General features: G+C 63.5%; 13 protein-coding genes. 7 read left to right on the top strand and 6 right to left on the bottom strand.

The genetic code is table 11. From position 1 onward, the window contains the following. Window positions 1-63: 63 nt before the first annotated feature. The 3 genes from JSS27_00725 to JSS27_00715 are packed head-to-tail and all read right to left on the bottom strand — an operon-like array spanning window position 64 to window position 4,312. The gene (locus JSS27_00725; GenBank protein ID MBS0207452.1) at window positions 64-1,692 is read right to left on the bottom strand and encodes an acyl-CoA carboxylase subunit beta; all 1,629 of its coding nucleotides are present in this window, start codon (window positions 1,690-1,692) and stop codon (window positions 64-66) included. A 12-nt stretch (window positions 1,693-1,704) separates the two neighbouring features. After that, window positions 1,705-2,526 carry a hisA/hisF family protein gene (locus JSS27_00720; GenBank protein MBS0207451.1) on the bottom strand — a complete coding sequence of 274 codons (822 nt, stop codon included), beginning with the start codon at window positions 2,524-2,526 and terminating at the stop codon, window positions 1,705-1,707. A 34-nt stretch (window positions 2,527-2,560) separates the two neighbouring features. Next, a complete protein-coding gene (locus JSS27_00715) occupies window positions 2,561-4,312 on the bottom strand; it encodes a hypothetical protein (GenBank protein MBS0207450.1) in 1,752 nt (583 codons plus the stop codon). A 245-nt stretch (window positions 4,313-4,557) separates the two neighbouring features. Here JSS27_00715 and JSS27_00710 point away from each other — a divergent pair, with 245 nt between their 5' ends. Further along, the gene (locus JSS27_00710) at window positions 4,558-6,372 is read left to right on the top strand and encodes a redoxin domain-containing protein (protein ID MBS0207449.1); all 1,815 of its coding nucleotides are present in this window, start codon (window positions 4,558-4,560) and stop codon (window positions 6,370-6,372) included. A gap of 53 nt (window positions 6,373-6,425) precedes the next feature. Here JSS27_00710 and JSS27_00705 read toward each other — a convergent pair whose 3' ends face one another. The 3 genes from JSS27_00705 to JSS27_00695 all read right to left on the bottom strand — a co-directional run bounded on the left by JSS27_00705 (window position 6,426) and on the right by JSS27_00695 (window position 11,737). Further along, window positions 6,426-7,916 carry a terpene cyclase/mutase family protein gene (locus JSS27_00705; GenBank protein MBS0207448.1) on the bottom strand — a complete coding sequence of 497 codons (1,491 nt, stop codon included), beginning with the start codon at window positions 7,914-7,916 and terminating at the stop codon, window positions 6,426-6,428. A gap of 538 nt (window positions 7,917-8,454) precedes the next feature. Next, window positions 8,455-10,887 carry an ATP-binding protein gene (locus JSS27_00700; protein ID MBS0207447.1) on the bottom strand — a complete coding sequence of 811 codons (2,433 nt, stop codon included), beginning with the start codon at window positions 10,885-10,887 and terminating at the stop codon, window positions 8,455-8,457. 88 nt (window positions 10,888-10,975) lie between these two features. Continuing rightward, window positions 10,976-11,737 (bottom strand): hypothetical protein, encoded by a 762-nt coding sequence (locus JSS27_00695; protein ID MBS0207446.1) that lies wholly within the window; start codon window positions 11,735-11,737, stop codon window positions 10,976-10,978. Between the two features lie 282 nt (window positions 11,738-12,019). Here JSS27_00695 and JSS27_00690 point away from each other — a divergent pair, with 282 nt between their 5' ends. From JSS27_00690 to purN, 6 genes are all read left to right on the top strand, one after another. Next, a complete protein-coding gene (locus tag JSS27_00690) occupies window positions 12,020-13,159 on the top strand; it encodes a hypothetical protein (protein MBS0207445.1) in 1,140 nt (379 codons plus the stop codon). Between the two features lie 361 nt (window positions 13,160-13,520). Further along, entirely contained in the window at window positions 13,521-13,814 is a 294-nt protein-coding gene (locus tag JSS27_00685; GenBank protein MBS0207444.1) for a hypothetical protein, read from the top strand. Window positions 13,815-13,934: 120 nt separating this feature from the next. Then, window positions 13,935-14,384, top strand: a complete 450-nt coding sequence (locus JSS27_00680) for a hypothetical protein (GenBank protein ID MBS0207443.1) — start codon at window positions 13,935-13,937, stop codon at window positions 14,382-14,384. Window positions 14,385-14,743: 359 nt separating this feature from the next. Further along, on the top strand, window positions 14,744-15,583 hold the full coding sequence (locus JSS27_00675) for a purine-nucleoside phosphorylase (GenBank protein ID MBS0207442.1): 840 nt from the start codon (window positions 14,744-14,746) through the stop codon (window positions 15,581-15,583). A 299-nt stretch (window positions 15,584-15,882) separates the two neighbouring features. After that, complete coding sequence (locus tag JSS27_00670; protein ID MBS0207441.1) at window positions 15,883-19,488, top strand: isoleucine--tRNA ligase; 3,606 nt, start codon at window positions 15,883-15,885, stop codon at window positions 19,486-19,488. Beyond that, a complete protein-coding gene (gene purN, locus JSS27_00665) occupies window positions 19,485-20,126 on the top strand; it encodes a phosphoribosylglycinamide formyltransferase (GenBank protein ID MBS0207440.1) in 642 nt (213 codons plus the stop codon). Before JSS27_00670 ends, purN begins: the two co-directional genes overlap by 4 nt. Window positions 20,127-20,199 lie beyond the last annotated feature (73 nt).

Raw genomic sequence — 20,199 nt, 5'->3', positions numbered from 1 at the left:
TCGAGAGCTTCGCACTGGGTGCCACTGGTGGGCTAGTCCACCAGTGCGAACCGCCAACCGGCGTCACACCTGGAACACGCCCAGCCGGAACGCCTCGGCTTCGACATGTCGAGTCACGATGTCGAGTGACGTGATCAATTCCTCGCGCGTGCGGGCCGGCTCGATGATCTGGTCGACCCACTGCCGGGCCGCAGCGTAGCGCACGTCGGTCTGTCGCTCGTAATCGCCGCGCACTCGTTCGCGCAAGGCCGACAGTTCCGCCGCGTCGACCTTGTTGCCCTGCCGCTCCAGACTCTTGACCGTCACGTCCAACAGCGTGCTGGTCGCCTGGTCGGCCCCCATCACGGCGCAGCGGGCGCTGGGCCAGGCCAGGATCAAGCGCGGATCAAAGGCCTTGCCACACAGGGCGTAGTTGCCGGCCCCGAACGAGCCGCCAAGCAGGATCGTGATCTTCGGCACCCGGCTGTTGCTGATGGCGCTGACCAGCTTGGCCCCGGCCTTGATAATGCCCGAGCGTTCGCTGTCGCGGCCAACCATGAAGCCGTTGACGTCTTGCAGGAAGATAATCGGCAGCCAGTCCTGATTGCAGTTCATCACGAACCGCGCGGCCTTCTCGGCGCTGTCGACGTACAGCACGCCGCCGAACTGGATCGGGCCGTCGGCCGGGCGGACGTGGCGATGCTGGTTGGCGACGATGCCGACGCTGTAGCCGCCGATTCGCGCCGTGCCGCACACGACCGTCTGGCCATATTCCGGCTTGTACTCGTCGAACGAGTCCGCGTCGACCAGACATTCGAGCACTTGGCGGATGTCGTACTCGTGGCGTGGCCCACCAGTGCAAATCTTGTCGAGTTCCGCCGCCGAGCGTTTGGGCGCGGCGGCAGTGGTACGAGCCAGTGGCGAGACCGGAGTGGTCGCGTCGGCCGGGCCCAGCGCCAGCAGTCGGCGTAATCGCTCCAGGCAACTGGGGTCGTCCGGGTCGCGATAGTCGATCGTGCCCGAGACTTGAGCGTGCATGGCCGCGCCGCCGAGTTCCTCGCTGGAAACCTGCTGGCCGATGGCGCTGCGCACCAGGGCCGGGCCGGCCAGGTACAGGCCGCTCCCCTCGGTCATCAGCAGCTTGTCGCAAAGCACGGGCAAGTAGCCGCCGCCGGCGACGCAATTGCCCATGATGGCGGCGATTTGCGATAGTCCCGCCGCCGACATCACGGCGTTATTGCGAAAGATGCGGCCAAAGTCGTCCTCGTCGGGAAAGACGTCCTCTTGCAGCGGCAAGAAGACGCCGGCCGAATCGACCAGATAGACGAGCGGCAGCCGATTCTGGAACGCGATCCGCTGCGCACGGAGCACTTTTTTGGCGGTGGCTGGAAAGAACGCGCCGGCCTTCACCGTGGCGTCGTTGGCGATGATCATTTGCCGCCGACCGGCAATCGTGCCGACGCCACAAACCACGCCCGCCGCCGGTGCGCCCCCCCACTCTTCATACATACCCCAGGCGGACCAGAGCCCCAACTCGAACCATTCACTGCCCGGGTCGAGTAACTGGGCGATGCGCTCGCGAGCGGTCAGACGACGCTTGGCGTGTTGCCGGTCGATGGCGTCGGGACCGCCGCCGAGTTGAAGCGATTGTTCCTCTTCGGCGATTTGCGACCAAAGGGCTGAAAGGCTGGGGGATGCAGATCGGTCGGCCATGATTCCTCGTGTTCAATTCAAGCGTGGCAATGCGTCGTGTGCAGCCGTTAGCCCCCGGCGGGTCGCCGGGGGCCTTGTGGCGTCTATCATTCTACGGAAAGGAACCAAATCAGCGCGAGTCAGCGAGCCGTCGTGCAACGCGCTGGCCACTAGTGCGAGGTCGCAGCCCGATTCGGCTAATGTTCGCAGATCGTCGCCGCGGCGCACACCACCACCGGCGATCAATTCCACGCATGGGTATCGTTGGCGGATTTTTGCACACAAAGTCGCGACCGCCGGCCCGCGACCGGTGCCGACCTGGGCCAGATCCAATACGATCAGCCGGGCAAAGCCGAGACTGATCGCTTCGTCGGCGATTGACTCGGCGGAAACCCCTTGCCAGTCAGCGGCAGCCAGCGGCTCGCCCTGCTTCAAATCGAGGCTGAAGATCAACCGCTGACGTGGGAGCGCGGCGGCAATCTGTCGCAATGCGTCGCGCGAGGCAATCGATTCCAGGCCGACGATCAGCGAGGCGTTGGCGTCAATTTGGTCAACCGCTGCCAGTAACTCCTTCGCGCCGGCCGCGTCGCGCACACCCGCGTCGATCCAAGGTGTCAGCCCTGCGGCGGCAATCTGGGCGTAAGCGTCGACCGCTGGCGGGCGGCCAGTAATCGCATCAAGATCGGCGACATAGACCGAATCGAAGCCAAATCGCTCGACGAACGCGGCCGCCACTTCCGCCGGCACGCTCCCAGCACAAAGCGCGCTCGCGATGGGCCGATACTCGGCCCGTCGCCCGGCGACGCCGCGGACCACGTCTCCTTCCCGCAGATCGATTACCGGTACGACATCCATCGCTGCCGCCCTGCCTTGCTCGCCAACTCGATTCTTAAAAACTGTCGTTCACGGCCGTCTTGTCGTAGATCGGCAGATACCGGTAATAGACTTCCAAGGTCAGGATCGCCAGGCAGGTGTTGTAGAGCCGGCCCCCCTTGGTGCTGCTGCCGTGGGCGTCGACAAAGTGCCAACTGCCGGTCTCGTGTCCTTGGCGGCCTTGGGCTTGAATCAGGTATTCGCGCAGCTTGTTGTTCCAGTCGTGCCACTCGATGCCACCCCAGTGGTGCATGACCTGCGTGGCGTAAAAGTTGTAATACATATCGTCCTTTGACGGACCCTGGCCGATCAGGTAGCGCACGCCGCGGGCCATGGGCGGGTGATCGCGCCGCCAGCCGTTGTACATCCGGCTCAGCAAACCGACCGCGGTGCTCACGGGTTCGCGCCCGGGGCCTAGGTAGCCGTACGTTGCCCCTTGGTCCTCGCCCATCGTGTCCAGGAAGCCGACCGCCGCTTTCACGTTCTCGGCCGGAACCTTCAGATAGTTCATCTGGCCGCAACGCAGGGCCATCAGTTGCCAGCCGGTCACGGTCATATCGCCGGGCTGGCCCGGCGTGTACCGCCAGCCGCCCCCTTTTTTATCTTGCGCGAACAGGATGAATTCGATCGCTCGTTCGGCCGGCTCGCGCAGCGATTGATCGCCGGTCATGCCCAGCGCCTCGGCCAGACAGATCGCCGCCATCCCTTGCGCGTACATCGTCCCTTCCTGGAAATCCGAGCCGTGCGTGACCTGCCGCCCGCGACCTCGCAAGTAATACAACCCCTGCTCGACGGTCAGTTGGTAATCGCCGGTTCGGTGCGTGTGTCCGGCAGCCAGGAACGGCAACAGGGCAAGCGCAGTGGCCGCCGTGGTCGAGGATGAACTTCCGGGCTGGCCGCACTGGCCGTTGCAGGCGGGGCAGTCGTGGTGATTGAAATGCCAACTGCCATCGCGGTTCTGGTGTGTTTGCAGCCAGCGCAGGCCGCGGGAGACGGCTTCTTCGCTATGGGGCGTCCCCCCTTCCGAGTCGATCAGCCCGGCGCGCTGCACCGGCCCGCGCCCGGCCAGACTGCCAGCCATCGTGCTGTTGGTGCCGCCGACCGAGTGCAACAGCTCGCCGGCCGAAACCAGCGCCAGGGGGTTCGTCTCGACCGGGACCAGCCGGCTCGCGGCGGGCGATACACGTTGAGGGATGGCCACCAGCGAATCGGCCGAAATCGGCACCGAGGTTTCGGTCACGGTCGATTCTTCGATCGTGACGTCGACGGCCATTTGTTGCGGTTCACCGGTCGGGCCGTCGACGCGGGCAATCAGTGTCACCGGCTCGGCCAGCGGTGTGATCGGCGTCGTGGAGAGTCCCAGCAAGATGAACGTCACGCAGTGGACCACGGCGCTGGTCGTGAAGCTGATCAAGGGCGTGTTGCGCCGGGTCAGCCATCGCTGTCGTGCGCGGAACCAGATGCTGGCCTGATTGTTCGCGGCCGCGTCGAGCGAGTCGACTTCCGTGGCGCGCGGCACCACGGTGGGAGGGGCGGCGGGGGCTGCGATTTGAATCTCGATCGGAGGGGCCGTGACCTGGGCGGTCAGGACTTCGATGGGCGGCGCCGCGATGGGCGCGAGGCCGTCCAGTTCGAGGCCGACGTCCAGCGGACCCGGCTGCGGTGACGCCGACTTTGCCGGTAGATGATCGAGTTCGAGCCCCACCTCGCGCGCCGACAACGCGGCATCGGCCGGCATGGCGTTCGAATCTCCGGTGGAGACACTCATCGGACTACCGCGGAAGGTAGCGCGCGGCCGGGCCGTTTTTCCAACCCAGATGGGCCGCTCGCTTTGCCAATTATAGCTCACGGCAACGTGTCGGTCGCCCTGGGGCGGCGAAATAACCGGTTGATTCGTAATGGGTTACGGCGAGGCTGGCGAATGATTTGCGGATCGTCGGGGACAGCCCGACAGCGGCAGTGGCAAGCTAGATTTGCGCTGGATGCATTGCAGGCCACTTCACGAGCGCCGTGATGACCGGTTGGATTGTACCGCTGTTGCTCTGTGCAGCGCTGAGCGGAACGCCCGAGGTGCGCGACGTGGTGGGGCAAATCCAGCGTGTCGAGGTCGGCGACGACGAGCAATTGCTGGTCGTGGCGTTTTTAGGGGTCGAGTGCCCTTTGGCCCGGTTGTACGCCGTGCGGCTCAATGAACTTGCCGCGGAGTATCAGCCGCGCGGAGTGCGCGTGCTGGCGATCGATTCTCATGCACAGGACAGCGTCGCCGAGCTGCGCCGGTTCGCGGCCGAGCATCAACTCGCGTATCCGATCGCCAAAGACCTGGGGACGACGCTGGCCGATCGTTGGCAGGTCGAGCGGACGCCCGCGATCGTGGTACTCGACCGCGGCGGTCAGGTGCGCTACCGTGGCCGCGTTGACGACCAATACCAGCTTGGCACGCGGCGCGCGGCGGCCGAGTCGCACGACCTGCGCCGCGCGCTCGATGAACTACTGTCCGGCTGGCCCGTGACCGTGCCCGAGACGCCGGCGACGGGCTGTTTAATTGCCCACGGGGTATCGCAGGCTGGCGAACAGCGCATCACGTACGAGGAGCATATTGCGACGATCGTAAAATCGCACTGCATGCGCTGTCACCGCACTGGCGGCATGGGGCCGATGCCGTTGAATCGTTACGAGGAAATGGTCGGCTGGGGCGCGATGATCGCCGAGGTCGTCGGCAATGGCCGCATGCCACCCTGGCACGCCGATCCGCGGCTCGGACACTTCGCGAACGACGCCAGCTTGACGGTTGGCGAGCGTGAACAGATCGCGGCTTGGGTGGCGGCGGGATGTCCGCGCGGGGATGTGGCGGCGGAGACTGAGGTGAAGAAGGACGCGGACACAGTTGCGATAGGCAATTGGGAGATCGGCCAGCCGGAAGCAGTCATCGCGATGCCGGTCGAGTTCCGTGTACCAGCGACTGGCATGCTGGAATATCAGACGTTCGATGTCGACCCAGGCTTGGCAACTGATCGTTGGGTGACCGCGGTCGAGGTGCGGCCCAGCAATCGGGCCGTAGTCCATCACTGCAACGTGTTCCTCTGCCCGCCGAGCAGCGACGACGTGGTCGAAGCCGGCGCGTTCGGCTCGGTCTGCCTGGCGGCGATGGCCGCGGGGACTGGCGCGACCGAGTTTCCGTCGGGGATGGCCAAGCGCCTGCCCGCCGGGTGGCGCGTGCGATTCGTCATGCATTACGTCCCCAATGGCGTCGAGCAAACAGATCGCACCGAGTTAGGGCTGAAGTTCTGCTCGCCCGAGCGCGTGACTCACGAGGTTGCCACGCGGCTGGTGGTCGATGAACAGCTAAGGATTCCGCCTGGCGCGGCCGCACACCGCGTGGAACATGCCGCGCCGTGCGAGCGTGAGATGCTGTTGCTGGCGATGTTTCCGCACTTGCACCTGCGGGGCAAGTCGTTTCGGTACGAAGCGGAGTATCCTGACGGCCATCGCGAGACGCTGCTTAGCGTGCCGCGCTGGGATTACAACTGGCAGCATCGGTACGAACTGGCCGAGCCGAAACGCTTCCCGACCGGTACGGTGCTGCGTTGTTCGGCCGTGTACGACAACTCGGCCACGAATCCAGTGAACCCTGACCCGACGGTCGAAGTCCGCACCGGTTCGCGCAGCGAAGACGAGATGTTCAACGGCTATTACGACGTGGCGATCGAGCGTACGTCGGCCGACGTGACACAACCGTGGAGCGTGTGGCTGGCGCGCGGGGCGCTGCTGTCGATGGTGGGCGCCGTGGCGTGGCGGCGCGCGGTGCGCAAGAAAAAGCCCAGGGGTTGAGACCCCTGGGCTTGTATGAGGTAGCGTTCAGGACAACTCGTGTACGAATCGACTTAGAAATCGTCGTCGGTCGAGTTCTTCTTGTACAGCGGCAAGTGCCGGTAATAGACCTCGAGGGTCATCACCGACAGCGACGTGCAATAGAGCCGGCCGCCCGCTTCGTTGGCATGCCCGCCCGCGTAGAACCAGCTACCGACCTGATGGCCGTCTTTGGCCTGGGTGTTAATCAACTGGTCGCGCATCTTCTCGTTCCAGAGCGTCCAGAGTTCCCCTTCGTAGTGGTGGAGAACCTGCGTCGCGTAGTAGTTGTAGTAGATGTCGGTGGGCGAAGGACCGCGTTTCGAGAGGAACTGCACGCCCTTTTCGAGCGCCGGTTCGTCGCGCTTCCAGCCCAGGTACATGCGGCACAGCAAGCCGACCGCCGTCGTCCCCGGGCCCTTGCCCGTGTCCGTGTAGCCGTAGAAAGCGCCGCCGTCGGCCTGCACGGCGTTCAAGAACTTGATGGCGTTCTTCACCGTGTCACCGCGGACACTCAGATGGCTCATGTGGCCGCTCTTAAGCGCCATCAATTGCCAGCCGACGACTGACGTGTCGCCGGGCTGGCGCGGGCCATAGCGCCAGCCGCCGCCCACCGGGTCTTGCGCGTACGAGATGTAGTTCACTGCCAACTGCGCCGCCGCCCCCAGCGATTTATCCTGGGTCAACGCATACGACTCGCACAGCGCGATCGAGCACAGCCCGTGCGAGTAGAGCGAACCTTGCGGGTCCGAGCAGTCGCCGCCGTTGGGCGTGACCTTCATGTTGCGGGTCAGGAAGTCCAGGCCGCCCCGCACGTTCTGGGCGTACTTGCCGGTCTTGTGCGTCTGGCCGGCGCCGAGGAAGGGCAGGATGCCGAGCGCCGTGGCCCCCATGCGGGCCTGGGTGCGGTTACCGGGATCCTTGCACTTGCCGCCGCACTTGGGGCATTGGCCTGGGTCAATGTTCCAACTGCCATCGGGCATCTGGTGCTCGGCCAGCCAGGCCAAGCCGCGGGCCACGGCCGCTTCGCTGGCGTCGTTGCCGCCGCGGGCTTTGACCGACGCCATCTTGTTCTTGTTGTCGCGCGAACCCGAGAGGGTCGTCGCGCCACCACCGGCGCCGATCTTGCCAACCAGTTCACTTACCGCCAACGGTGACCCAGCCACCAAGTCAGGGTTGCCTAGCGTGACGGCCGAGATGTCCATCGGCAAAGCCGATTCGACCACGTCGGTCACCATTTCGGTCTCGACGGGGAGTTCCGTGATTTGATTATCAACGTCCAACGGGACCGCTTCTTCCAGAACGTCGACTTCGCCAGTGTTATCAGCAACCGCGGCCACCAACTCGCGTGGCACTTCCTTGGTCGGTGTCTGACTCTTCACCAGCCCCAGCGCGATCAATGCCACGCAGTGGACCAACAAGCTGACCAGCGTGGCAGGCAGAATCTGGCGCACGCCCAGCGAGCCGGCGGCCTTCATCTCCTCGTACTCATCGAGGATGCTTATCGGCGTTGGGGCTTGTGCCACCCGAGCCTGAACTGGGGCCTGACGTTGCACCGCCGCCGTTTGAGTCGGCGCCGCACCATTGGCGGGGGCGGCCTTGGTCGCCGCTTGAGCAACCGTCTTTGCGGAAGTTGTCGTTGTCTGAGCAGGTGTCTCAGCCATGCGTCTCGATCTCCCGATGTCGATTGCAAAACTGCAGCCCATCACAAGGCTGCCGTCGGTAGCAACGCCCCCGTTCAACGACCCTGCCCGGCCATCGTGGCCTCCGGGGCCTGACGATCGCGCTACAAACCCAATGGTAACCATTTTGTCGCGCGAAACAACACTGTTCCTGGCAAAGTGTTGCGTCGCGGAGCAGGCCGACAAGACTGCTGTTCAGCGACCTTATCTTTGAACGGCAACTCGAGTGCCCCGCGATCAGATTCAGTTCGCGTCGGCAACAAGTGAATCCAGTCTCGCGAAACCGTCGCGAAATGACGGCTTGCCGACGGCAAAGGCCCGCGAGTCAATGGATGGCCGGTCGTGATCAGCCGGTCTATTTCGGTCTCGGGGGCTGTTTCGCTCAGGCCTGTCGCACCACGGTCGGCTGCCAGGCCAAGGCCACTCGGGTCACGGAGATTTCAGACTTTTTAGGTTGAACAACCACCGGTTCGAGTTCCAGTTGATCGGCCCCAAACTGGTCACGGAGCTTGCCGGTCTCGGCTTCCAGTTCCTCGTTGAGCGTGTTGATCTGGCTTTGGACCGCTTCGACGTTTTCTTCGGCCTGAGCCACGTCGCCACGTTGCGCGGCGACTTTCCCGGCCGAACGGATCGAACTGGCGGCGCGGGTCACGTTCGAGGCGCTGGTCAGTTTGCGCCCCAATAGCGCCCCGACCAGCGTCGTGCCAAAGCTGACGGCCGCGTGCATCATTTCCTGGCTCGATTGAGCCTTTTCCTTTTCGACTTTCTGCCCTGCTTTGCGCAGTCGCTCGGCCAGCGCGTTCAGCTTGGGAGCGTACTTCTGGCGCAGCTTGTCGATCGCCGAATCGCGGGCTTCCTTGCCGGCCTGGGCCATGCGAATGCGGAAGTCGGCTTCGGATTCTCCGGGGCGCGACGCCTCGCCCACGGCCGGGCAACGCCACAGCGTCAGCTTTTCGTTCTGGTACAAGTGGGTTTGCACCGCCGTGCCCAGGCTCTTGAAGTTCTTGGCCAGACCGAGCCCTTTGGGAAGCGGCGAGAAGCCCGCGCCCGCGACCGGCGCGGCTTCGCTCTCGGCATCATCCAGCACCTCGGCCGACTCCCAATCGACACTGCCGTCGTCGGCCGGCGTGGCCAGCAACGTGACTTCGCGCCACTGGTCGACGCCTGACTTGGCCTGATTAAAGCGCAGCTTGGCCTGGGCCAGCACGCGCGGCTCGTAGACGACGTTGTCCCCTTTGCCGGCCGCCTGACGCGACAATAAAAAGCACTCGTTGACTTCCGGCGGCAGCATCGGCCGCGGGTGGGAACTGGCCGGTGATGGTGCGATCGGCGCGGCGGGAATAGGCGTCGATTGCGGCGCCGGGGCGCTGGCTGTGACGGGCGAAGCCGACGTCGCGGCCGGCGCGCGTTGCTTGGTCAACTCGTGAATCTGGTCGCGAGACAAGGGGCCGCGCAGATACGACAATGTCCAGCGGGTCTGAAACACGACCGGGGCGTCTTCGTGGACGTTGTTCATCAAGAAGACGCGGCTGCCGAGTCCAGCGAGCGTGGCTTCCATCTTGCCGCGATTGAACGAGTGGCCTGCCGCTGCGCTGGCCCCTTCGAGCCCTTCGAGCACGCGGGCCTTGTCACGTTCGGTTTGCAGCCGGCCCAAGAACCAGGTGCCGGCGTTCGACAGCCCCTTATAGTCGAGATCGACCGGGTTTTGCGTGGCCAGCGCGATGCCCAGCCCGAACGCGCGGGCCTGCTTCAGCAGCGTCAGCATCGGCTGCTTGCTCGGCGGGTTCGCCGTCGGCGGGAAGAAGCCGAACACCTCGTCCATGTAGAGAATCGCCCGCAGGCTCGACGTGCCGGGCTGGCTGCGCATCCAAGCCAGTACTTCGTTGAGCAAGATCGTGACAAAGAACATTCGCTCCGAATCGGACAGGTGAGCGATCGAGATGACCGACAACTTCGGCTTGCCGTTGGATTGATACAGCAGCTTGCTGACGTCGAGCGACTCGCCTTGCATCCAGCCCGAGAAGCCGGGCGAGGCCAGCACGTTGTTCAACTGCATGGCCAGCTCGAACCGTTGCTTGGCCGGGAAGAATGTTTCGAGGTCGATCAGGCCCACACGCTCGACCGGCGGCTGTTGAATATCGCGAATCAGCCCACCCAGGTCCAAGTCGCGTCCTTCGCGCCACGCCCGATCGAGCAACGTGGCCAGCAGAATATGCTCGCGGCTCTTGAGCGGATCGGCCTCGATGCCCACCAGCGCCAACAGCCCGGCCACCGAGCCGTTGATTCGCTCGCGCAGCGCGTCGCCGTCGGCCACCACGGCCGCCGACGGCGCGTTGAACGAGCGCAACACCGTCAGCGGCACGCCGGCGCTACTGCCGGGAGTGTAGATTGTCATCTCGACCGAATCGCGGAACCGCTGGATGCGGGCGCCGTCCTGGCCCCAAGCAGCCAGGCCGTCGCGCCACTGAGTCGCTGTCTTCGCGGCCAACTCGTCAGGGGTGATCCCGCGTCGCGTGGCGTCGGCCGGATCGACCCACGGGCGGAAATCCTCGGGGCGCAATTGCGGAAACGTCAGGAGCAGGTTCCCCAGATCCCCTTTCGGGTCGATGGCAATCGCCGGCACACCGTCGATGGCCGCTTCTTCGAGCAGCGACAGGCAGAGGCCCGTCTTGCCGCTGCCGGTCATGCCCACGCAGACGGCATGAGTGGTCAGATCCTTGGCGTCGTACAGCAGCAACTCGTCGCGCAGCTTTTGGCCGGCCATGTCGTACTGCTTGCCCAGGTAAAACACGCCAAGCTGCTCGAAGTCGGGCATGATACGCCCTCCGCGCATGAGATGAGATCGCCCAGATGCGCGGCTCATTATAGCCGCTGCGGGGGCGAGGGCGAGCAAGTTGCCGGCGTTAGCCCAAATCGAGCTGCGTGCCGATCTGCGGCGGGCGTGAAGCCTGGGGCAGGATCACCTGCCGCCAGGCCTGTGACCCGGTGAGTTGGAAGTTCCACGTGACCGGCGCACTGTCAGCCGACGTGCGATCGCTGCGCGACATCAATCGTTCGACGCGCCGCAGCGCCGGCTGCCACCAGCGGCGGCGGCTGACCTCGTCGGCCCGCAGCCAGGCGTCGAACTTCGCCGTAAATGTTTCCACGTCTTCGGCAAACCGCACCGGCACCGGCCCGCGACAACCCACGGCAAAGACGGTCAGCGGACGATTCGCCCGGTCGACGCGCCAGCCGACCAGCAACCCATCGAGCGATTCGAACAGCCGGCACAGACAATGAGGCGTCAACCGCCAATAGTCCCAAGGGTAGCCCGGCGACGGGCCGCTCATGCTGGCCGCCACGAACACCAGGCCGCCCGGGGTGAGAATGCGGAGCATCTCGGCCACGGCGGCTTGCACCTCGAAGATACACTCCAGCCGTTCCAGGCAGACCACGGTCGCGGCCGATCGGCTGGGCAGGCTGAGAGCCGCGAACTCTTCCACGCGATCAACGCCGTGACCTTGGCGATCGTCGATGCCCAGGAACGTGCGACCGGCGAAAAGCTCGCGAACCGGCGTCAGGTGGTCCTGATCGACTTCGCGGCGCGAGCCAAGTTGGCAGACGGTCCCTTCGATGGTGAACACGCGGCTGGCCAGCTTGATAAATGCGTCGACGTCGGGCTGCATGATGCGGTCGTCCTTGACCAAAATGCGAGGAATTGCCCGGTGCCCCAGGGCGAATGCGCGCGATGCATTCAGCGGAGGACGAATTTACCGATTTCCGCACGAATCGAGCAATGGCAACCGGCGCTGCTGGCGGTGCTGGCGTTGAGATTGCGGGTCCGCAACGCCGACATGGAGTCAGCGCGGGCAAATGCCGAAGTCAGAGAAGACGGCAGTCGCGCGATGCACCCGGTCAAGGATGGCCCGGTCGGCGACCCCCCGAGCGCTCCGGCAAACTCCACGCCCATGTCGTTTTTTGGCGGTTCTTCCAACGACGATCGACGCCGACGTGTGTTGACCGACGAAGTGATCGGTGCGCGCCACGAAGTCAACGAGGGGGCGACGCCGCGTCGTCGGGCCACCGATCGGCCCGCCGCCCCCGGCACGCATCCGAGCGTGATCGACCTGATTCCCCAGCGCTACAGCGTGATCGCGCTGTTCACGACGCTGGGGTTGCTGGCGGTGGCGGCGCTGGCGGCGGGGCATTATTTCATGCCCGAGATCGCCGCCTTTGCCGGCACCACGCACTTGCCCGCGTTTGACATCGACGGGGCTAATAGCCTGGCCGTTTGGTTCTCGTCGTTCACGCGCGGCGCGGCCGCCGTCGTGGCGCTGCTGATTTACATTGTGCGACGCCACAAGGCCGACGACTACCACGGCCGGTACCGGATTTGGTTGTGGGCGGCGGCGGGCTGGCTGCTGCTCAGCGTCGATGCCGTGGCCCATCTGCACGAGACGTTCGAGATCGTCATGGTCCACCATGCCGGCGACCTGGGGCCGGGCACTGGCTTTATCTGGTGGGTGGCGGGCTATGCGCTGTTGCTGGGGCCGATTTGCACTCGGCTGGTGCTCGACATGCGGCGCTGCCGCTCGTCGACGACGGTGTTAACTTTGGCCGTGACTTGCTATCTGGCCTCGACCGTGGCCAAGATCGGTGTGCTGTTCCCGCAAAGTGACGTGACGGTCATCCTGGTCGAAGGGGCCGGGCAGTTGCTGGGGAACGTGTTGCTGCTGTTGGCCATGACGCTTCACGCCCGGTATGTGATCCGCGACGCCTTGGGATTGCTTCCGCCGGAAACGAAGACAGCCAAGGAAAAGAAAGCCGCGGCCAAGGTCAAAGCCGACACTTCGGCCAGCTCGTCGTCGAGCGCGGCCAAGCGAAGCGATCTCGACACGCCGAAATCGGCGACAGCCGCCTCGTCATCGAGCCGCAGCCATCGGGAAGAAGATGACGACGACTACGAGGACGACACTCCCCAGCAGGGCCAGCAGCGCTACCGGGTCGACGACGAGGACGACTATTCCCCGGGGCGCAAGTTGAACAAGTCGGCCCGCAAGGTAATGCGCCGGCAGAAAGAACAGCAGCGCCGCGGCGACCACGACTAGGTTTTCGTCGAACTGGTCAGCACACCCAAGTGACCACCTCAGGGGCTTCCGGCCACGCCCAGTTGCCGCAGATTCCGCCCCAGTCGGAAGTGTCGCGCCACTCGGCACTCTCGCGTGCGTTTCGCATTCACGGCCAACGACTTGCGCGCGGTGGAAGGGGCCATATGGTTCCTTGACAAAACGCAGGTCGGAAGATACTAACAAGTCTGGGGGGACGCTTCTCGGGTGACATTATTGACGCTCGGCAGGTTCGCCTTCTTGCCAGCCCGCATGGCCGGCATTCGTGGCGCGGTCTCCAACGTCGTACGCTGTCCAGGGTTTCGTGGCGTCGGCAGTATTCAACGAATCGAGGATCAAACCGATGGCGTCACACGACGACGACGATGACGATCTGGAAGAAACGACCAGCGAGCCCGCGGCCGAGGGGGCCGCTCCGGTTCGTCGTCCGCCGATCATCAGCGAACCTGATGCGCGCAATGATATCGAAGAATTTGAAGTCGCCGAGTTTGACGAAGAGTTTGACGAAGATTACGAAGCCGACGACTCAGACTTCCGCGACTTTGAAGAGCAGTTGAACGCGCCTGAAAAGGCCGACACGGCTACCGGCGAGGAAGACGAAGACGGCGCCGACTTCGAGGACGAAGAAGATTTCTAGTAGCGAAATCGCTCGATCAGGCTAGGCTTAAGGTAGGCGCGGTGAAGTGCATACCAGCGGCGCGTGGCGTGGTTTTTCCTCGATCGTGGTTTATTCTCGATACTGTGGCGAGTGCGTTTGATGACCCTGCCCGAGAATCCCGACGGCGCTCATGACTCGCTCGGTCGTTTGCCCGAGAGCGTCTTGTCGCGCGCCGGCCATCGCAGCCAAGTCGATTTCGATATCGCGTTCTACGGCGCGATCCTGGAGCGTTCGCCCAGCTATCTGGACGTGCTCCGCTGCCTGGGTGAATTACTCGCCCGCAAAGGACTGCATCAGCGCGCGTTGGAGATCGATCGTCGACTGGTCATCTTGGCGCCGAACGATCCGGTGGTGCATTACAACCTGACTTGCAGCCTCTCGTTGAATGGTCAGGTGGACGAGGCGCTCAAACACCTGGGTCGCGCGCTCGACTTGGGCTACGACAACCTCGAGCATCTGCAAGCCGACACCGACCTGGATCCGCTGCGCGAGCACCCCGGCTTCGCGGCTCTATTAGCGCCATATTTGGCCGAAGCCGGCGAAGAGTAAGCGCCCAGTCAACGGTGCGCCTCTTTTTCGCGGCCCCTGCTATCTTCAGGGTGCCACGGGTGGCTTGCCGACCAGTGCGAAGCTCTTGCGACTTTGCACGCAATTTGTTCTTTAGGCGTGCAATGCTTACCGCATTTCCATTAGCCTCCGGTCAATGACCGGGGGCGAGTGATACCGCGCCACGGAAGCGATTGACCGCATGTTGGGCGGCGCTTAGGGAGCCCTTGCTGCGGCAATGTCGCAAAGCGGTGCGGCGCGTGAACGAAATGGCAAGCACAAGGCCCCCGGTCATTGACCGGGGGCTAATGATCGATATTCGCAACTCACAATAGTGCAATCACAACAACGACATCACGCCCATGCTTCACCTGCACGATCAAATCCAAGCCGCCGCTCAGCACATCCGCGGCCAGTGGCGCGAGACGCCACGCGCTGGCATCATCTTGGGGACTGGCCTCGGCGGCCTGGCGGCCGAGATTACCGACGCGGTGAAGATCGACTACGGCTCGATTCCCCACTTCCTGAAGTCCACCGCCGTCAGCCACGCGGGACAGTTGGTCTGTGGCCGGCTGGCGGGTGTGCCGGTCGTGGCCATGGAAGGACGCTTTCACGCCTACGAAGGATACTCGTACCAGCAGATCACGCTGCCGGTTCGGGTGATGAAGGCACTAGGGGCCGAACTGCTGATCGTGTCGAACGCTTGTGGAGGATTGAATCCTCAGTTCCGCGCCGGCGACATCATGGTCATCGACGACCATATCAACTTGATGGGTGGCAACCCGCTGGTTGGCATCAACGATGACCGGCTGGGACCGCGCTTTCCCGACATGTGTCGACCCTACGAGCCGGCGTTGATCGACGAGGCCTTGTCCATCGCGCGGCAGGCGAATTTTGCCTGCCATCGGGGCGTGTTCGTGGCGGTGCTGGGGCCAAACTTGGAAACCCGGGCCGAGTATCGCTTCTTGCGCCAGATTGGCGCCGACGCGGTCGGTATGTCGACCGTGCCCGAGGTGCTGGTGGCGGTTCACGCGGGCCTGCGCGTGTTGGGGCTGTCGGCGGTGACCGATCTGTGCCTGCCCGACGCGCTGGAGCCAGTGGCGATCGAAACCATCCTGGCCCACGCGGCCGTGGCAGGACCGAAACTCCGCGCGATCGTCCTGGGCGTGCTCAAAGCCGAAACCGCTCGGCGGAAGACTTAGCCACGGAGACACTGAGGCACGGAGGATTACACGGAGAAGAAGGTAGAGAAGGAGATAATGACCAAGTCCCAATGACCAATGTCCAAGGAGGATAGCATGCGAGGCGCGAGTTCCCTTGCTTGCTTTAATTGGTCATTGGGATTTGGGCGTTGGTCATTCTTCTCCGTGCCTCCGTGCCTCCGTGGCTCCGTGGCTAATCTTTCTTCGGCTCCCCGGCCCCATTTGCAAAAAACCCCCGCACGTGGTTTACTTCGGGTTTCAATTTTGGCTCAGATTCCCCCGGCGGTTGCTCGATACCCATGGCGTTTGAACCGGTCGCAGGCTCGGTCAGTTTTCCCAAGCTCGAAGAGCACATCGGCCGGTTCTGGCTCGACCGCGACATCTATCGCAAGTCGCTGGCCAAGGACTCGCCCCGCGGCCCCTTCATTTTCTTCGAAGGCCCCCCCACGGCCAACGGCATGCCCCACCCCGGGCACTGTCTGACTCGCGCGATCAAGGATCTGTTTCCTCGCTACCGGACCATGCGCGGCTATCGCTGCGAGCGGAAGGCCGGCTGGGACACGCACGGGCTGCCCGTCGAGGTTGAAGTTTGCAAAGGGCTGGGCATCCACTCGAAGGAAGAGATCGAAGCCTACGGCGTCGAGCGGTTCATCCAACTGTGCCAGAAGAGCGTCTGGCGCTACATGCAAGAGTGGGAACGGCTGACGCGGCGGATTGGCTTTTGGGTCGATCTGGATGCCGCCTATGTGACCTATCACCAAAGCTACATCGAAAGCGTCTGGTGGTCGCTCAAAGAGTTGTTCGACCGCGGGCTGTTGTACCAGGGACACAAGATTGTCTGGTGGTGGGCGCAAGGTGGCACGGCCCTCAGCTCGGGCGAAGTTGGCCAGGGTTATCGCGAAGTGGCCGACCCGAGCGTGTACGTTCGCTTTCCGATCGTAGCCGACGAGCGAGCCAAGCAACTCGGCCTCGACGGCAACACCAGCCTGCTGGTCTGGACGACGACACCATGGACGCTGCCCAGTAACCAGTTCGCGGCGGTGAATCCGAGAATCTTCTACGCGCTGATCGAGGAATTGGATGGACGGAAGACGATCGTTGCATCGAGCCAGGATATAATCAGTGACTTGGCGAACAAAGCAAAAATTTCCAATCCTCACGTCGTAAAGCAATTCCGTGGTGAAGAACTTATCGGATTGCGATATGCGCCACCTTTCGATTGCTATTATGCAAAACTCGGTTCGGCTACAGGCCGGTTCCGGGATGACGTGGCGGGTGTCAGAACGCGCGAGTTGTTCTATTCAAACTTCTACTACTTGTGCGGTGACAAAGAGGTCCAATTGGCGGACCTGATGGCTGCCTCCAGTGATTACGTTGGCTGGCGGGTAATCCCAGGTGAATTTGTGACGACCGACACTGGGACAGGAATAGTGCATGTTGCGCCTGCATTCGGCGAGGTCGACTACGACGCCTTGCAGCGTCAAAAAGCTCTCTTTGAAAGTCCAGATACGCCACCGCTGATTTGCTGTGTCGGCCCGGATGGCAAGTTCACCGACGAAGCGCCCGAATACGTTCGCGGACGTTGGGTCAAGGAGTGCGATCGCGACATCACCCGCGATCTCAAGGCTCGCGGCTTGCTGCTGCACCAGGAGCAATACCTGCACGAGTATCCGTTCTGCTGGCGGGCTGAAGAGGACGCGCTGATTCAATATCCGCGTCGCAGTTGGTTCATCAAAACCAGCGAGTTCAAGGATGCCATGCTGGCGAACAACGCCCGCATCAACTGGCTGCCCGAACATATCCGTGACGGTCGCTTTGGCAACTTTCTGGCCACGAACGTCGACTGGGCTTTGTCGCGCGAGCGTTACTGGGGGACGCCGCTGCCGATTTGGGTCTGTGACCAGACCGGCAAGATGGAATCGGTGGCCAGCTATGAAGAGCTGTTGAAGAAGCCCGGCGCTCGCGGCGCCGACGTCTGGGAAGCTGCCAAGAAAACGAACCCCGAGCTGCCCGATGACTTGCGGGTTCACAAACCGTACATCGATCAGATCACGTACGACTCGCCGTTCGCCAAGGGGGCGCGGATGCAGCGCGTGACCGAGGTGATCGACTGCTGGTACGACTCGGGGGCGATGCCGTTTGCCCAGTGGGGTTACCGCGGCGAACGGGCCGATGCGGCCGCCAAAAAGTTCAACAGCCAGTTCCCCGCCGACTTTATCAGCGAAGCGATCGACCAGACCCGCGGTTGGTTCTACAGCCAACTGGCAATCAGCACGTTGCTGTTCGGCGAGCATCAGCAGTCGGTCCAAAATCGCGACTACCCGCACCCGTTCAAGAACTGCATCGTGCTGGGACTGATGCTGGCCGAATGGTGGGAGTCGAAGGACGGCAAGCAAGTCTTCCTGACCGAAGAGGACGCGCAGCATGCCTGCGGCACCGGCGGCTTTGCGCAAAAAGTCGGCAAGATGTCGAAGAGCAAGCGGAACTACCGCGAGCCGTCCGAAATCTTCGACCGCTACGGCGCCGACGCGCTGCGTTGGTACTTCTATGCCAATCAGCCGCCGTGGACCAGCATTCGCTACGTCGAGCAGGCCATCAAGGATAGCGTGCCCGAGTTCCTGCTGCGGCTCTGGAACGTCTATAGCTTCTTCGTGATCTACGCCGACATTGACGGGTTCGACCCGGCCGCCGAGTTGAAGGGCCCAGTCGGCGACCTGGGCCCCGAGGTCTTGGCCCGTGGCAAGTCGTACCGCCCGGTCAGCCAGCGGGGCGAACTCGATCGCTGGATCATCAGCGAGTTGCACCGCACGACCAGCGATGTGATCGAGCGGATGGACGCTTACGACAATTACGCCGCCTGCCAGCGGATCACCGCCCTGGTCGACGCGCTGAGCAACTGGTACGTCCGCCGCAGTCGCGACCGGTTCTGGAGCAGTAACAAGCGCGACCGTGATAAGCTCGATGCGTACTGGACCCTGTACGAATGCTTGTTGACCACGGCAAAACTCGTGGCGCCGTTCGTGCCGTTTTTGGCCGAAACCTTGTGGCAGAATCTGGCCGGCGCGGGCACGGGGGGCAAGAGCGGCGGCGCGACCGAAAGCGTCCATTTGGCCGCCTTCCCGGAGCCGCAGACCGAACTAATCGATCGCCGGCTGTCGAGCGAAATGGAAGTGGTGCGCGAGATCGTCTCGCTGGGCCGCAGCGCTCGCACGGCCGCCAAGTTGAAAGTCCGCCAGCCCTTGGACAAGGTCGAAATCGTGTTGGCCGATCCGGCGCATGCCGAGTGGCTGGCCGGGCATACGTCGCTGGTACGCGAGGAGCTAAACGTCAAGCAGGTCGAGTTCGCCGCCAACGCCGATCAATACGTCACCTACACGGTGCTGCCTGATCTGAAACGTCTGGGCCCCCGGCTGGGCAAGCAACTGCCTCAATTGAAGCAAGCCCTCGGCACGGCCGACGCGGCCAAGCTGTTAGCGGAAATGCAGAGCAATGGCCACGTGAAGTTCGCGCTCCCCGGTGGCGAAGTAACGCTCGATGCGGCCGACTTGCAGGTGCGATTACAGGCCAAGTCTGGCTGGGCGGCGGCGCAAGGGGCCTCGGCCGTGGTCGTGCTGGCCACCGAGTTGACGCCTGAACTGGTGGTTGAAGGCTGGGCTCGCGAACTGATCCACGCCATTCAAAGCGTCCGCAAGGACATGAACTGCAATTACACTGACCGGATCGAGGTGAGCATCGTCGGCGCGACCGGCGACGTGGCCCAGGCGATCAAGGATTTCGGCAAGACGATCTGCAGCGAGACGCTCGGCGCCGCGCTGCACGAGTTGCCCGTGTCGGGCGTCGAGGCGGTGAGCGTCTCGCTCGCTGGTCACGACTTGAAGCTATTCGTCAAGGTGGTGGGGTCATGAGCCCGCCCACCTTGCCGACCGAACTGTTGCGGATGGTGGTGCTGATTTCCGGCGGCGGCACGACGCTCAAGAATCTTAATGAGCAAATCGCCGCCGGGCGATTGAAGGCCCGCGTCGATCTGGTCATCAGCAGCACGCCCACCGCCCGTGGGTTGCAACATGCTGTGGCCGTCGGCGCGCCGAGCCAGGTCTTCGGTGCCGGCGATTACGCCACGCCCGAGGCGTACAGCGACGCCGTGTTCGCCGCGATCCGGGCCGTGAACCCGCACGTGGTCGTGATGGCCGGGTTCCTGAAATTCGTGCCGATTCCCGACGATTTCTTCGGCCGTGTGATCAACATTCACCCGGGCCTGATCCCGGCTTTTTGCGGCCTGGGTATGTACGGCCATCACGTCCATCAGGCGGTGCTCGACTACGGCGCGAAGATCTCCGGCTGCACGGTCCACTTTGTCGATAACCAGTACGATCACGGGCCGATCATCTTGCAGCACGTCGTGCCGGTCGTTGAAGGAGACACGGCCGATACGCTGGCCGCGCGGGTCTTTGAAGCCGAGTGCGAAGCCTATCCCGAGGCGCTGCGGCTGCTGGCCGCCGGGCGGTTGCGGGTTGATGGCAGAGTCGTTCGCGTCGCTCCTTGAAGACTTGCCACGGAGGCACGGGGACACGGAGCTTTGCACGGAGGGGGGATGTGAGGGAGGAGAATTGTGCCTC

The organism is Planctomycetota bacterium (assembly GCA_018242585.1).
Classification (GTDB): domain Bacteria; phylum Planctomycetota; class Planctomycetia; order Pirellulales; family PNKZ01; genus JAFEBQ01.
The sequence above is the reverse complement of the archived record's forward strand: the minus strand, read 5'-3'. Positions and strand labels throughout refer to the sequence as shown.